Raw genomic sequence first — 13,532 nt, 5'->3', positions numbered from 1 at the left:
GAAAACCGTCTGGCAGCCTTCTGATTTCATTCTATTCACGCGGAAAGGACCATTCGGATGGACCTTCTGAACGCGCTGGTGGCGCTGACCAATTTCGTGATCGTCCCGGCCACGGCCTATGGCGCGCAGCTGGCGCTCGGCGCGCTCGGCGTGACCTTGACCGTCGCCGTGCTGCGCTTCACCAACGTGGCCCATGGCGACACGATGGCCTTCGGCACGATGGTCACGATCCTCGCCACCTGGGGGCTGCAATCGATCGGCATCACCGGCGGCCCGGTGCCGACCGCGCTGATCGCCCTGCCCGCCGGCATCGCCGCCACCGCCGCGCTGCTTCTCGCGACCGACCGGCTGGTCTACCGCTTCTACCGGCAGCAGCGCGCCAGTTCCGCCATCCTGCTGATCGTCTCGATCGGCGTGATGTTCGTGATGAACGGGCTCGTTCGCTTCATCATCGGCGTCGATGACCAGCGCTTCGACGACGGCGCACGATTCCTGGTGTCGGCCCGCGACTTCAAGGCCTGGAGCGGCCTCGACGAGGGCCTCGCCATCAAGACCAGCCAGGGCATCACCGTGCTGACTGCGGCGGTGGTGATGGCAGCGCTCTTCTGGTTCCTCAACCGCACGCGCACCGGCAAGTCGATGCGCGCCTTCGCCGACAACCGCGACCTGGCGCTGCTCTCCGGCATCGACCCCGAGCGCGTCGTCGCCATCACCTGGATCCTCGTCGCCGCACTCGCCACCATCGCGGGCACGCTTTACGGGCTCGACAAGTCCTTCAAGCCCTTCACCTATTTCCAGCTGCTCCTGCCGATCTTCGCCGCAGCCATCGTCGGCGGCCTTGGCTCGCCGGTCGGTGCGATCGTCGGCGGTTTCATCGTCGCCTTCTCAGAGGTCGGCCTGACCTATGCCTGGAAGAAGGTCTTCTCCTATCTGCTGCCGATGGGGCTCGCGCCCGACGGGCTCGCGCAGCTCCTGGGCACCGAATACAAGAACGCCGTCAGCTTCCTGATCCTCGTCCTCGTCCTGCTCATCAAGCCCACCGGCCTCTTCAAGGGGACCTCGACATGACCCTGCGCACCATCTTCCTGTTCCTTCTGGTAGCCCTGCTCATCGTCCTGACCGGCGTCCTCCAAAGCTGGAACACCGCGCTCTACATCCTCAACATGGGGCTGGTCTCGGCCATCATGGCGTTGGGGCTGAACACCCAATGGGGCTTTGCCGGGCTCTTCAATGTCGGGATCATGGGGTTCGTCGCACTCGGCGGGCTGGCCGCCGTTCTGGTCTCCGAACCACCCGTGCAGGAGGCCTGGGCCGCGGGCGGTACCCGACTGATCTTCGCGCTTCTGGTCGGGATCGGCGCAATTGCCGCGGTGGTTGCAATCCGCAAGCGCCTGCACGCAGGATGGTTGCGCGCTGCAACCACGGCCGTTCTGGCCATCGCTGGATTCGCGCTCTACCGCACGCTTTTCGATCCGGCCCGCGACGCCGTGGAGGCCGTGAATCCGGCTTCCACCGGTTTTCTCGGCGGTCTCGGACTGCCCGTGCTCCTCGCCTGGCCGGTCGGCGGATTGCTCGCGGCGGGCGCTGCCTGGGTGATCGGCAAGACCGCGCTGGGGTTGCGCAGCGACTATCTCGCCGTGGCGACGCTGGGCATCTCGGAAATCATCATCAGCATCCTGAAGAACGAGGACTGGCTGGCGCGGGGCGTGAAGAACGTCGTCGGCATCCCCCGGCCGGTTCCCTACGAGATCGACCTGCAGCAGGATCCGGGCTTCGTCGAGGCCGCCTCCGGCCTGGGACTCGACCCGGTTACAGCCTCCACGCTCTACGTGAAGCTGCTCTATACCGGCCTCTTCGCAACGGTGCTGGTCGTTCTCGTGGTTCTGACGCAGCTGGCGCTGAATGCGCCTTGGGGCCGGATGATGCGGGCCATCCGCGACAACGAGGTCGCCGCCGCGGCCATGGGCAAGGACGTGACCCGGCGCCATCTGCAGGTGTTCATCCTCGGCTCCGCGATCTGCGGGATCGCCGGCGCAATGATGACGACGCTCGACAGCCAGCTGACCCCGGGCACCTACCAGCCGCTGCGCTTTACCTTCCTGATCTGGGTGATGGTGATCGTCGGCGGCTCCGGCAACACGCTTGGCGGCGTGCTGGGCGGCTTCCTGATCTTTTTCCTCTGGGTGGAGGTCGAGCCTTTGGGCCAGATGCTGCTGAACGTCGTCACCATGCCCCTGCCGGACGGTGCCCTGAAGACGCACCTGCTGGACAGCGCCGCACATATGCGCCTGCTGACCATGGGCGTTGTGCTGCTCCTCGTGCTTCGCTTCTCGCCTCGGGGACTGCTCCCCGAGCGTTGACAGCAAAGGGCGGTTGCAAGCCGCAACCGCCTCATTCCTGCCGGAAAACGTAGCGCAACGACTGGCTGTAGGTCTCGCTGGGACGGAGGATTGCGTTGGGTGCCGCGGCCATGTTCGGCGCGTCCGGCCAAGCTTGCGCCTCGAGCGCGACGCCGCTTTTCGTGCCGTATGACCGGCCGTTGAGGCCGTCGCGTACATCCAGAAGTGCCCCGTCGTAGAATTGTAGCCCTGGCTCGGTGCTCTCGACCGTCAGGCTGATGCCGCTGGCCGGGCTCGACAGGACAGCCACCGGCCGGATGGGCATGCGGTCCCGCGCGGTGCAGAAATTATGATCGTAGCCAGTGTTTCCGATCGCCCGCGACCTGCGGAAATCGAAACGCGTCCCTTCGACCGGAGCAATTTCGCCGGTCGGGATCATCTCCTCGTCGACGGGAAGGTAGCTGTCGCCGAGGATCTGCAGATGGTGCCCGGCAATGCCTGCGGCGTCGTCCAGATTGAAGTAGCTGTGCTGGGCGAAATTGCAGGGCGTGGACCGGTTGCATTGTGCAACCACCTCCATTGCAAGCACGCCGTCGCCGGGAAGGGAAAATTCCGCCTGAACCGCCAGGTCTCCGGGAAAACCCATATGTTTGTCGGGCAGTTCCAAGGCAAAGCTCACGCGATCCGCGGCATGGTCCTGCAAGCTCCAGAGCATCTCTCCGGTGCCGCCCGACCCGCCATGCAGCGTGTGGCGGCGCAGGAAATTCCGGTCGGCCTGGAAACTCTGCCCGTCGATCGAGAAGCGCCCGCCAGCGATGCGGTTGGCGAAGCGGCCGACCAGCGCGCCGGAATAGAGAAGGCTGCCGAGATACGGATCGAACCGGTCGCTGCCGAGCACCAGCGGGAAAGTCACGCCCTCGATGCGCAGGTCCTGAAGAGTTGCGCCCCAAGTCAGGAAGGAGGCGGTCAACCCGCCCCCCGTGATGCCGATCCGCTCGACGGTGCGTCCGTCCGGAGTCCGGCCGAAAACGGCGCGGGTCACGCGATCACCCGGTGCTCGTCCTGTCCTGCCACTCCGGCATCGCCGATGGCATAGGTCAGGCCCTGGGCCGCGTCGGGCGATGCGATGGCCTGCAGCGCGGAGGTGCAGAACATCGTCCTCCTGTCCGGCCCGCCGAAGGCCGGACAGGAGGAATGCAGGCCCGGCACCTCGATGGCGCGGTCGAATGCGCCATCCGGCGTGTAGCGGGCCACGCGGCCCGAGCCCCATTGCGCCGTCCAGAAATGGTTCTCCGAATCCACGACCGCCCCGTCGGCCTTGTGGCCCGTGCCGGCGAGATCGAGAAACAGCTCCGGCTTGCCCTCGGGCCAGCCCTCGGCGTCGAGACCGACGCGCATGACCTTCAGTGTAGGCGTGTCGGTGAAATAGGCCGTGCGCCCGTCCGTGCCGAAACAGATTGCGTTGGTGATCGCGATGTCGGGAAAAATCTTCTCCAGCGCGCCCTTGTGGTACCGCCAGATTGCCCCGACCGGCGCGCCGCCCTTCTTGGCCATGGTGCCGATCCAGAAGCCGCCCATCGGATCCGCTCGGCCGTCATTGGAACGGTTCTCCGGCAGGTCGGCCTCCAGCGCGCAGACCAGTTCATGTTCGCCGGTTTCGATGTCGAACCGCCTCAGCGCCGTCTCGGTGGCAACCAACAACCGCCTCTCGTCGATCCAGCCAGCGGCCGATGAATTCTCGCCCAGGTTCCACTCTTGCGGGCCGTCTGCGGTCCGGGTCAACAGGCGGTTGCCGGTGATGTCGAACCAGAACAGTTGGTTGCGCAGCGGGTGCCAGAGCGGCCCCTCGCCGAGGGCGCAGGCGCGGGGGTCGAAGACCTCCATCTTCATTCAATGTCCTCCCAAAGGGTCGTGTCCGGGCGCGGCCGCCGGGCGCCGCGCCCCGCGCAGGATCAGCCGAGGCCCTGCAGATCGGCCGGAAGCAGTGCTTCGGGCAGGTTCTGGTAGCAGACCGGACGCAGGAAGCGGCGGATCGCCATCGTGCCCACGGACGTGGCGCCGAAATTGGTCGACGCCGGGAAGGGCCCGCCATGCACCATCGCATCGGCCACCTCGACACCGGTCGGGAAGGCGTTCGCGAGCACCCTGCCCGCCTTGCTTTCCAGAACCGGGATCAAGGGCTTGGCAGCGTCGATATCGGCATCGTCCATCAGCAGCGTCGCGGTCAGCTGGCCGTGGAACCCCTTGGCCACCTTGAGCATTTCCTCGGGCGAAGAGGTCCGGATCAGGATGCCCGCGGGACCGAAGACCTCGCGCGCCAGTTCCGGCCGTGCCAGCCAGTCGGCGGCCTTGACCTGGAAAACTGCCGGGGCGCCTTCGCGGATCGAGCAGGTCTGCGCGCCGGTCAGCCGGTCGAGACCTGCGCCCGAGAGCATCTCCACCCCCTTGGCATAGGCCGAGGCCGTGCCGGCCGTCAGCATCGGCTGCGGGGCGGTTTCATTCAGCAACCGCAGGGCCGCCTCGGCGAAGGCGTCGCCCTCAGGCCCTTCGGGCAGCAGCACCAGGGCCGGGTTGGTGCAGAACTGGCCGACGCCCATGGTCAGCGACTGCGCCCAGCCCTCGCCCATGGCGGCTCCGCGGGCCGCGAGCGCGGCGGGCATCACGAAGACCGGGTTGAGCGAACCCAGCTCGCCGAAGAACGGGATCGGCTCCGGGCGCGCCATGGCGAGATCGAACAGAGCCTTGCCGCCGCCGAAGCTGCCGGTGAAGCCGACCGCCTTGATCTCTGGGTGCTGGACCAGCGCGCCGCCGGCCTCGTTGGTGTTCGACTGCACCATGGAAAAGGTGCCCTTCGGCATGCCTGTCGCCTCGATGGCGGCGGCGATCGCCTGGGCGACGATCTCGCAGGTGCCGGGATGGCCGGGATGGCCCTTGTAGACCACCGGACAGCCCGCCGCCAGGGCCGAGGCCGTGTCGCCGCCGGCCGTCGAGAAGGCCAGCGGAAAGTTGGAGGCACCGAAGACGCCGACCGGGCCCACGGGGCGCTGCATCAGCCGCAGGTCGGGACGCGGCAGCGGCGCGCGGTCGGGCAGCGCCGAATCGTGGCGGATGTCGAGATACTTGCCGTCGCGGATATGCGCGGCAAAGAGGCGGAGCTGTCCGCAGGTGCGGCCGCGCTCGCCTTCGAGCCGGGCCGCGGGCAGGCCGGTCTCGGCCATGGCGATCTGGGTCAGGGCCGGGCCGCGGGCCTCGATCTCCCCGGCGATCTTCTCGAGAAAGGCAGCGCGGGCCTCGCGCGTGGTCCAGCCATACTCGGCGAAGGCCGCCGCAGCGGCGGTTGCCGCCTCGTTGATCTCGTCGGCACCGCCTGCATAGAACGACTCCGCCTCGCCGGTGACCGGATCGGAGTCGAAGAAGTTCTCGGAGGTGACCCAGGTTCCGGCAATCAGGTGCTGGCCGGTGATGAGCGGGGCGTCGAGCATGGGCAGGGCTCCTTGCTGGTCATTCTGGTCAATCGTGAAACGGCTCGGTGGCCAGGCGGCGCCCCGTCAGGAAGGCATCCGCCACGTGGAGAAGCGGCGCGACATCCACGTCGCTTTCGCCTTGCGCGATCAGCTCGGCAAAGCGGCGGTAGAGGTCGGGATACTCGCCCAAACCTGCAACCCGTTGCGGCGCATCGTCAATCGCAAGTTTCGCGCCACCTTCGGAAAGCCGGAGCGTGCCGGCATCGGTTTCGGCGGTAATGTCCCAGGTCTGCGGGCCGGTCTGGCGCCAGTCGAACTCGGCCTCGACGGCGAGCCCGTCCGCCCCGGCAAAGCGCAGGTCGGCGGCGATCGGCTGGGCGCGGTTTTCCGGGAAGGTCAGGTCGGCGGAGGTCAGGCGCACCGGCGCAGGCAGGATTTCCGTCAGGATCGAGAGCGCGTTGATGCCCGGGTCGAAGACGCCGAGCCCGCCGGGTTCCCAGATCCAGTCCTGGCCGGGATGCCAGTGGCGGACGTCTTCCTTCCAGTCGATGCGGACGCGGGCGATCGCCTTGTCCGCGAGCCAGGCCTTGGCGGCGGCAACGCCCGCGGCATGGCGCGAATGCCAGGTCGCGAAGAGCGTGACGCCCTTCTCCGCGGCCAGGTCCTTCAGCGCCAGGACCTCCGACACCGTGGCGCCGGGGGGTTTCTCCAGCATGACATGGCGCCCGGCGAGGATCGCCTCGGCGGCATAGACGTAGCGCGCCTGCGGCGGCATGCAGAGCGAGACCGCCGAGATGTCCGGACGGGCATGTAGCAGCATCGGCAGCGAGGCGTGGTTCTCCACGCCCTCGATGCCGCCCGTGCGGCTGACCGTTGCCGCGACGCGCATCGCACCGTTTGCGGCAATGGCCGGGATGTGCTGGTCGCGGGCGATCTTGCCGACGCCGACCAGCGCTATTTCGAGCATGTCCAGATCAGTGACTGTCACGGGGCACCTCCCTGCCGCGGCAACCTTTCAGGAAATCAAGATCGGCGCCGGTATCCGCCCCTTCGACATGGGTGCGGAACAGCCAGTCGTAACCGCCCTTGGGCGCATCCGCCGCAGGAGACCAGGCGGCCAGCCGCGCGGCCAGTTCTGCCTCCGGGATGTCGAGATGGATGCGGCGGGCCTCCACGTCGAGCTCGATCATGTCGCCCGACTGCACCACCGCGAGCGGTCCGCCGACGGCAGCCTCGGGCGAGGTGTGCAAGATGACGGTGCCGTAGGCGGTGCCGGACATGCGCGCATCCGAGATGCGGACCATGTCGGTGATCCCCTTCTTCAGCACCTTCGGCGGCAGCCCCATGTTGCCGACCTCGGACATGCCGGGATAGCCCTTCGGCCCGCAGTTCTTCAGCACCATGATGCAGGTCTCGTCGATATCGAGGGCCTCGTCGGCGATCTTCGCCTTGTAGTCGTCGATATCCTCGAAGACCACGGCGCGGCCGCGATGCTTCATCAGATGCGGGCTGGCCGCCGAGGGCTTCAGCACGGCGCCCTTGGGGGCGAGGTTGCCCTTCAGCACCGCGATGCCGCCCGAGGCGGTCAGCGCCTTGTCGACGGGCAGGATCACGTCCTCGTTCCAGTTTACAGCGTCCTTGACCTCGTCCCAGACGGTGCCGCCCGAGACGGTGAGCGCGTCCTTGTGGAGCATCCCGGCCTCGCCCAGCCGCTTCAGCACGACGGGCAGCCCGCCGGCATAGAAGAACTCCTCCATCAGGTACTTGCCCGAGGGCATCAGGTTGACCACGGTCGGCACGTCGCGGCCCAGCCGGTCCCAGTCGTCCAGCGTCAGGTCGACGCCGCAGCGTCCGGCCATGGCCAGCAGGTGGATCACCGCATTGGTCGAGCCGCCGATGGCGCCGTTGCAGCGGATGGCGTTCTCGAAGGCCTGCTTGGTCATGATGTCCGACGGCTTCAGGTCGTCCTTGACCATCTGCACGATGCGCCGCCCGGTCATCTGCGCCATGACGCGGCGCCGCGCATCGACCGCGGGGATCGCGGCATTGCCCGACAGCGCCATGCCCAGGGCCTCGGCCATAGAGGCCATGGTCGACGCGGTGCCCATCGTGTTGCAGGTCCCCGAGGAGCGGCTCATCGCCTGCTCGGCCTCGAGGAAGTCCTCCTGGCTCATCTTCCCGGCCTTGATGTCCTCGGACATCTGCCACAGCGCAGTGCCCGATCCGACGCGCTCGCCGCGGAACCAGCCGTTGAGCATCGGGCCGCCGGTGACGACGATGCTGGGCAGGTCGGTCGAGGCCGCGCCCATCAGCAAGGAAGGCGTGGTCTTGTCGCAGCCGACCAGCAGCACGGCGCCGTCGATCGGCTGGGCGCGCATCACCTCCTCCACCGCCATGGCGGCGAGGTTGCGGTACATCATCGCCGTCGGCCGGAAGGTGTTTTCGGATGCCGAGAACACCGGAACCTCCAGCGGAAAGCCCCCGGCCTCCCAGACGCCGGCCTTCACCTTCTCGGCCAGTTCGCGCAGATGGCCGTTGCAGGGGGTCAGATCCGACCAGGTGTTGAGGATGCCGATGACCGGCCGCCCGTCGAACAGGTCATGCGGGTAGCCCTGGTTCTTCAGCCAGCCGCGGTGGTAGATATTGTCGCGCGAGGTGCCGCCATACCATTCCTGGGATCTCAGGCGGCGCGGCCATTCGGCCTTCTTGAAGGTCATCTCAGCCTCACAGGGTCCTGACTTCTGCCCGTCCCGTTTCCGGGGCGGTTTGCTTCAGCGGGTTGCGCAGCGGCAGGCCGAAGGGCGCTGCCTCGATCTCGAACAGGTCGCCGTCCCGCGTGCGGACGCCGTCGCCGAAGCTGAGCGTCGCGGTGCCGAACATGTGGACATGCACGTCGCCCGGCTGGCGGAACAGGCCGTACTTGAAATGGTGGTGCTCCAGGTTCGCCAGGCTGTGGCTCATGTTGGCTTCGCCCGACAGGAACGGCTTCTCGAAGACGATCTCGTTGCCGCGGCGGATGCGCGACATGCCCTCGACGCTCTCGGGCAGCTCGCCGATCAGCAGCTCGGGGCCGATGGCGGCGGGGCGCAGCTTGGAATGCGCCAGCCACAGGTAGTTCACCCGCTCGGTCACGTGGTCGGAGAACTCGTTGGCCAGCGCGAAGCCGATGCGGAAGGGCGTGCCGTCCGGGCCGATGACATAGACGCCGGCGATCTCTGGCTCCTCCCCGCCGTCCTCGGCGAAGGAGGGCGAGACCAGCGCCTGGCCGGGCGCGACCAGCGCCACGCCGTTGCCCTTGTAGAACCACTCGGGCTGGGCGCCGGGATGGCCGTTGCCGGGCTTGCCGCCCTCGATCCCCATGCGGAACATCCGCATCGAGTCTGTCTCGGTCTCGGCGGCGGCCTTGGCATGCATCGCCGCGCGGGTGGAGGCGGAGCCCAGATGCGTCAGCCCGGTGCCGGTCAGGTGCAGATGCGCCGGATCGGGATGCGACAGCGGCGGCAGCAGCAGCCCCTCGTCATAGAGCTTGGCCAGGTCCACCGCGGCGCCGAGCCCCAGCGCGGCGATGCGGTCCTTCAGGCTCTCGCCATGGGCGATGCAGTCCATCGCCAGTTCGTAGAGGCTTGCCTCGGTCTGCAGCTCGTAGGCCTCGGTTCCGTCGCGGGCGACGATCTGCGGCCGCCCGTCCTTGAGATATTGCGACAGGAGCATGGGCTCAGCCTTTCTTCTTGTTCATGACGTCGAAGATCACGGCGGCAAGCAGGACCAGGCCCTTGATGCATTGCTGCCAGTCGATCCCGATGCCGAGGATGGACATGCCGTTGTTCATGACGCCCATGATGAAGGCGCCGATCACCGCGCCGACCACGGTGCCCACGCCGCCCGACATCGAGGCCCCGCCGATGAAGACGGCGGCGATCACGTCGAGCTCGAAGCCGAGCCCCGCCTTGGGCGTCGCGGTGTTGAGGCGCGCGGCGAAGACGATGCCGGCGAGGCCTGCCAGCAGGCCCATGTTGGCGAAGGTCAGGAAGGTCAGGCGCTGGGAATTGATGCCCGAGAGGGCGGCGGCCTTCTCGTTGCCGCCGATGGCGTAGATGCGGCGGCCGATGGTGGTCTTGGAGGTGATGAAGGAATAGATCCCGATCAGCAGCGCCATGACGATGAACACGTTCGGCAGGCCGCGGAAATCCGCCATCAGGAAGGCCATCCAGACGAGCGCGGCGAAGATCAGCCCGTTCTTGGCGGCGAAGAAGGCGAAGGGTTCGTCCTCGACCCCCGCGGCCTCGTGCTGGCGGCGTGTGCGGACCGCCATGAAGAGCAGCCCCGAGGCCACGGCGATGCCGATCAGCAGCGACAGCATGTTGAACCCGTCGACGCCGAAGGGATCCGCGATGAAGCCCGAGGCGATCAGTCGGAAGGCGGGCGGGAACGGCCCGACCGACTGGCCTTCGAGCAGCGCCAGCGTCAGGCCCTTGAAGACCAGCATGCCCGCCAGCGTCACGATGAAGGAGGGAATGCGGTAATACGCGACCCAGAAGCCCTGGGCCATGCCGATCACGGCGCCGACGCCCAGGCACAGCAGCCCGGCAATCGGCCACGGAATGCCCCAGTTGACGATCATCACCGCCGCGACCGCGCCGACGAAGCCCATCACCGAGCCGACCGACAGGTCGATATGGCCCGCGACGATGACCAGCAGCATGCCGATCGCCATGATGACGATGTAGCTGTTCTGCAGGATCAGGTTGGTCAGGTTCACCGGCTTCAGCAGGATGCCGCCGGTGGCGATCTGGAAGAAGGCCATGATCACGACGAGCGCGATCAGGATGCCGTATTCGCGCATGTGTTTCTTGAGATAGCCCATTACGTCGGCCTTGTGGCTGTCGCCGCCCATGCCCGGGCCCGTGGCAGTATCGGTCATGTGCGATCTCCTGCGGATTTGATGATGGTCGCCATGATGCGTTCCTGGCTGGCTTCGGCGGTGGGCATCTCGCCCACGAAGCGGCCTTCGTTCATGACGTAGAGACGGTCGGTGACGCCCAGCAGCTCGGGCATTTCCGACGAGATGACGATGACGGCCTTGCCGGCCGCGGCGAGTTCGCGGATCACGCAGTAGATCTCGTATTTCGCGCCGACGTCGATGCCGCGGGTCGGCTCGTCGAGGATCAGCACGTCGGGATCGGCAAAGAGCCACTTGGACAGCACGACCTTCTGCTGGTTGCCGCCCGACAGGTTCACCGTCTCCTGCTCGATCGAGCTGGACTTGATGTTCAGCCGCTTGCGGTAGGTCTCGGCGACCTCCGCCTCGCGGTGGCTGTCGACGACCAGGCCGTTTGAGATCTTCTCCAGCTTGGCCAGCGGCACGTTCCGGCGGATCGTGTCGTCGAGCACCAGGCCATAGCCCTTGCGGTCCTCGGTGGCATAGGCGAGCCCTGCATTGATTGCCTGGCGGACGGTCTTCATCTCGGCCGGGCGGCCGTCGATCTCGACCTCGCCCGAGATGCCGCGGCCCCAACTATGGCCGAAGAGGCTCATCGCCAGTTCCGTGCGCCCTGCCCCCATCAGCCCGGCAATGCCCAGAACCTCGCCCTTACGGACATGGAAGCTGACATTGTCGACCACCTTTCGGTCGGCATGCAGCGGATGGTGCACGGTCCAGTTGCGGACCTCCATCGCGGTCTCGGCCAGCGAATGGTCGGTCTTCGGCGGGTAGCGGTCGTCGAGCGAGCGGCCCACCATGTCGCGGATGATCTCGTCCTCGCTGACGCCGCCCTTGCAGTCGATCCGGGCGACGGCGGCGCCGTCTCGCAGCACGGTGATGCTGTCGGCGACCTTCGACACCTCGTTCAGCTTGTGGCTGATCAGGATCGAGGTGATGCCCTTGGCCTTGAATTCCAGCATCAGCTCCAGGAGCTTCTCGCTGTCCTGCTCGTTGAGCGAGGAGGTCGGCTCGTCGAGGATCAGCAGGCGCACGTTCTTCGACAGCGCCTTGGCAATCTCCACCAGCTGCTGCTTGCCCAGGCCGAGGTCGTCGACCAGCGTCTCGGGATGCTCGCGGCCGAGGCCCACGCGCTCCAGCAGCTCGCCCGCGCGCCGGTTGGTCTCGTGCCAGTCGATGATGCCCCTGGTGGCGCGCTCGTTGCCGAGGAAGATGTTTTCCGCGATCGACAGCAGCGGGATCAGCGCCAGCTCCTGGTGGATGATGATGATGCCGATCTCTTCGCTGTCGCGGATCGACCCGAAGCTCTGCACCTTGCCGTCATAGACGATGTCGCCGGAGTAGGAGCCGTGCGGATAGACGCCCGAAAGCACCTTCATCAGCGTCGACTTGCCGGCGCCGTTCTCGCCGCAGAGCGCGTGGATCTCGCCCTCCTCGACTTCGAAGGTCACCTGGTCGAGCGCCTTCACGCCCGGGAATTCCTTGGTGATCCCGCGCATTTCCAGAATGTTGGCCATGATTGTCCCCTGTTTCCGGGAAAGGTCCCTGCAGGGACAGGCCCTGCAGGGAAGGTCCGGCGCCGACGGGATGTGGAGGATCCGGCGCCGGGGCGCGGGTCACTCGACCTGGTCGCGGGTGTAGTAGCCGGAGCCGATCACGACCTCTTCCCAGTTCTCCGCGGTCACGGGGACCGGCGAGAGCAGGTAGGAGGGCACGACCTTGACGCCGTTGTCGTAGGTGGTGGTGTCGTTGATCTCGGGCTCGCCGCCGCCCAGCAGCGCATCGACCATGCCCACGGTCACGCGCGCAAGCTCGCGGGTGTCCTTGAAGATGGTGGAATACTGGTCGCCGCGCAGGATCGCCTTGATCGACGGGATTTCCGCATCCTGGCCGGTGACGATCGGCATCGGCATGTCGTCGCCGGTGCCGTAGCCGACGCCAGAAAGCGAGGAGATGATGCCGATCGAGAGCCCGTCATAGGGGCTAAGCACGCCGTTGACGCGCGCGTCGGTGTAGTTGGCGCTCAGCAGGTTGTCCATGCGCGCCTGGGCGACCGAGCCGTCCCAGCGCAGCGTGCCGACGGTGTCCATGCCCATCTGGCCCGACGGGATCACGATGTCGCCCGAGTCGATCAGCGGCTGGATGACCGACATGGCGCCGTTGTAGAAGAAGTAGGCGTTGTTGTCGTCCGGCGAGCCGCCGAACAGCTCGACATTCCACGGATGGGTGTCGGGGAAGCGTTCCTTCATGCCGTCGACCATCGTCGTCGCCTGCTGCACGCCGACCTGGAAGTTGTCGAAGGTCGCGTAGTAGTCGACATCGCCGGAATCGCGGATCAGGCGGTCATAGGCGACGACCTGGATGTCGGACGCCGCGGCATTGGCCAGCGCATTCGACAGGGTGGTGCCGTCGATCGCCGCGATCACCAGAACGTCGACGCCCTTGGTGATCATGTTCTCGATCTGCGCCAGCTGGTTGGGAATATCGTCCTCGGCATATTGCAGGTCGGTCTTGTAGCCGGCCGCCTCGAACTGCTCGACCATGCTCTGGCCGTCGGAGATCCAGCGCGCCGAGGATTTCGTCGGCATGGCGATGCCGACATAGCCTTTGTCTGCTGCCATCGCGGTGCCGGCGACAAGCAGGGCGAGCGCGCTGGAAGCCAGCGCACGGGTGAATGATTTCATCTGTGTCTCCCTATGCCCGGCCCGACCCGTCGTGTTCCTCCCGGGGTCGTGCGGGCGTCTCTGTCCCGCCGGACGGCACTCCTGATGCATCCGGCCCGCATTGTTT

At 66.8% G+C, this 13,532-nt stretch carries 11 protein-coding genes; 2 read left to right on the top strand and 9 right to left on the bottom strand.

Annotation, left to right across the window (positions count from 1 at the left end):
- Positions 1-57: 57 nt before the first annotated feature.
- Together HCC78_RS22000 and HCC78_RS21995 are read left to right on the top strand one after the other, a co-directional pair.
- On the top strand, positions 58-1,068 hold the full coding sequence (locus tag HCC78_RS22000) for a branched-chain amino acid ABC transporter permease (RefSeq protein ID WP_172330944.1): 1,011 nt from the start codon (positions 58-60) through the stop codon (positions 1,066-1,068).
- Positions 1,065-2,360 carry a branched-chain amino acid ABC transporter permease gene (locus HCC78_RS21995; RefSeq protein ID WP_172330943.1) on the top strand — a complete coding sequence of 432 codons (1,296 nt, stop codon included), beginning with the start codon at positions 1,065-1,067 and terminating at the stop codon, positions 2,358-2,360. Before HCC78_RS22000 ends, HCC78_RS21995 begins: the two co-directional genes overlap by 4 nt.
- A 31-nt stretch (positions 2,361-2,391) precedes the next feature.
- Here the strand turns inward: HCC78_RS21995 and HCC78_RS21990 are convergent, their stop codons facing one another.
- From HCC78_RS21990 to chvE, 9 genes are all read right to left on the bottom strand, one after another.
- Positions 2,392-3,381, bottom strand: a complete 990-nt coding sequence (locus HCC78_RS21990) for a galactose mutarotase (protein WP_172330942.1) — start codon at positions 3,379-3,381, stop codon at positions 2,392-2,394.
- On the bottom strand, positions 3,378-4,229 hold the full coding sequence (locus HCC78_RS21985; protein WP_172330941.1) for an SMP-30/gluconolactonase/LRE family protein: 852 nt from the start codon (positions 4,227-4,229) through the stop codon (positions 3,378-3,380). Before HCC78_RS21985 ends, HCC78_RS21990 begins: the two co-directional genes overlap by 4 nt.
- Positions 4,230-4,291: 62 nt before the next feature.
- Positions 4,292-5,821: an aldehyde dehydrogenase (NADP(+)) gene (locus HCC78_RS21980; protein WP_172330940.1), complete on the bottom strand. Its 1,530-nt coding sequence runs from the start codon at positions 5,819-5,821 to the stop codon at positions 4,292-4,294.
- Between the two features lie 28 nt (positions 5,822-5,849).
- A complete protein-coding gene (locus tag HCC78_RS21975; RefSeq protein WP_253949301.1) occupies positions 5,850-6,770 on the bottom strand; it encodes a Gfo/Idh/MocA family protein in 921 nt (306 codons plus the stop codon).
- Positions 6,771-6,777: 7 nt separating this feature from the next.
- Positions 6,778-8,520, bottom strand: coding sequence for an L-arabinonate dehydratase (gene araD / locus HCC78_RS21970; protein ID WP_172330939.1), 1,743 nt, complete (start codon positions 8,518-8,520; stop codon positions 6,778-6,780).
- 7 nt (positions 8,521-8,527) lie between these two features.
- Positions 8,528-9,514: an AraD1 family protein gene (gene araD1, locus HCC78_RS21965; RefSeq protein WP_172330938.1), complete on the bottom strand. Its 987-nt coding sequence runs from the start codon at positions 9,512-9,514 to the stop codon at positions 8,528-8,530.
- A gap of 4 nt (positions 9,515-9,518) precedes the next feature.
- Entirely contained in the window at positions 9,519-10,724 is a 1,206-nt protein-coding gene (mmsB, locus tag HCC78_RS21960; protein ID WP_371743900.1) for a multiple monosaccharide ABC transporter permease, read from the bottom strand.
- Positions 10,721-12,259, bottom strand: a complete 1,539-nt coding sequence (mmsA, locus tag HCC78_RS21955; RefSeq protein ID WP_172330937.1) for a multiple monosaccharide ABC transporter ATP-binding protein — start codon at positions 12,257-12,259, stop codon at positions 10,721-10,723. Before mmsA ends, mmsB begins: the two co-directional genes overlap by 4 nt.
- A 99-nt stretch (positions 12,260-12,358) precedes the next feature.
- Entirely contained in the window at positions 12,359-13,426 is a 1,068-nt protein-coding gene (chvE, locus tag HCC78_RS21950) for a multiple monosaccharide ABC transporter substrate-binding protein (protein WP_172330936.1), read from the bottom strand.
- Between the last annotated feature and the right edge of the window lie 106 nt (positions 13,427-13,532).

It is taken from the genome of Mangrovicoccus sp. HB161399 (assembly GCF_013184745.1).
Classification (GTDB): Bacteria; Pseudomonadota; Alphaproteobacteria; order Rhodobacterales; family Rhodobacteraceae; genus Mangrovicoccus.
Note: the sequence above shows the minus strand (reverse complement) of the source record. Positions and strands in the feature narration are given on the sequence as shown.